Source organism: Micromonospora solifontis, assembly GCF_003725545.1.
In the GTDB taxonomy this organism is placed as follows: domain Bacteria; phylum Actinomycetota; class Actinomycetes; order Mycobacteriales; family Micromonosporaceae; genus Micromonospora; species Micromonospora solifontis.
This window is the reverse complement of record NZ_RJLN01000187.1, coordinates 1-1,681: the sequence shown is the minus strand read 5'-3', so window position 1 is coordinate 1,681 and position 1,681 is coordinate 1. Positions and strand designations below refer to the sequence as shown.

At 67.1% G+C, this 1,681-nt stretch carries 1 pseudogene; it reads left to right on the top strand.

Features of this window, described 5'->3' with window-relative positions:
• Positions 1–317: 317 nt before the first annotated feature.
• A pseudogene (locus EFE23_RS27775) lies at positions 318–1,681 on the top strand (RHS repeat-associated core domain-containing protein); the annotation flags it as partial.

Below are 1,681 nucleotides of genomic sequence, written 5' to 3'. Positions count from 1 at the left end.
TCACCTACTCCGGCCAGGACAGCGCCTGCCAGTTCGGGTCGGCGTTCCCGGACCCGGATAACAACACTAAACGGTGCTTTCCTCAGTGGTACACCCCACAGCAGGCGCCCGCAGGCTGGTCGTGGTGGCACAAGTATCGGGTCGACAAGGTCGTAGAGAAGGACCTCGTCGGTGGTTCACCGGACGTCGAACACGCCTACACCTACTCCACCGTCGGGGCCTCCACCGCGGTGTTGTGGGGCCACGACGACGGCCCGGCCACGTGGACCACCCCTCTGGCGCAACGCTCATGGGCGGACTGGCGCGGCTACCCGACCGTGACGGTGACGACTGGCCCGTCGTCGGGGCCGAAGACCGAAACGAAGTCCCTCTACTTCCGCGGGCTGAAGGACGACTACACCGACACGGGCGAGAACCGCACCTCCACCATCACCAACAGCAACGGCGAGGTGTGGCAAGACGAGAAGTACCGCGCAGGGTTCCTGCACCAGACGGTCGAGTACGAGGCGCCCGGCGGGCAGGAACTCAAGCGCACCATCTGGGACCCGACCAGCTACCAGACCGGCCAGCGTACCCTGTCCGACACCTGGGCCATCCCCACCGTCCACACCTCATACATCAACCGCATCGCGAAGGAACGCACCTGGACCTGGCTGGCCGTCACGGGCACCTGGCGGACCACGTCGAAGACCAACACGTGGAACCCCACCTACGGTGTGATCACGCAGGTCGATGACCAGGGCGACACCGCCACCACCGCCGACGACCTGTGCGAGCGCACCTGGTACACGTTCAACACCACCAAGTACCTGATCGACTTCCCGAACCGGGAGGAGACGGTCGGGGTCAACTGCGCCACGACGCCCTCCTACCCCGCGGACGCGGTGGAGGACACCCGGACCTACTACGACGGAGCGGCCAGCTACACCACCGCGCCGACCACGGGTAACGCCACCCGCACCGACAAGGTCGCCTCCTATGCCGGCAGCACGCCGAACCCGGTGAAGACCTCGACCACCGGCTACGACGCCTGGGGTCGGGAAACCTCCTCCGGCGACGAGCTGGACCGGTTCACCACCAAGTCGTACACGCAGAACAGCGCCGGGCTGACGGTCACCGAGACCGAGACCAACCCGGCCGGGCACGTCACGACCACCACCTTCGACCCGGCCCTCGGCGAGCCGGTCAAGGAGGTCGACCCGAACGGCAAGACCACCGAGGCCAGCTACGACGCGCTGGGCCGGCTGCTGAAGGTGTGGCTGCCGGGTCGGGACAAGGCGACCCAGACGCCGAACACCGAGTACGTGTACACGGTGCGCAAGAGCGGCGGGGTGACCGCCGCGCAGACCAAGGAGCTGGGCCCAAACGGCAACCAGATCTCCTCGTTCGAGCTGTACGACGGTCTGCTGCGGCTGCGCCAGACGCAGAGCACCGCGCCGGACGGCAAGCGGATGATCGAGGACACCAGCTACGACGGTCGCGGCCTCGAAGCCAAGGAGTCGGCGTTCTACAACGCCGCCTCCGCCCCGACCGACGTACTCGCCTCGTTCGCCGACACCGACGTGGCCACCCAGCACCGCTACACCTATGACGGCCTGGAGCGCCGCACGGTCGACGCGGTCTGGGCGAACAACGTGTTCAAATGGCAGACCAACACCGTCTACCAGGGCGACCGGATCGG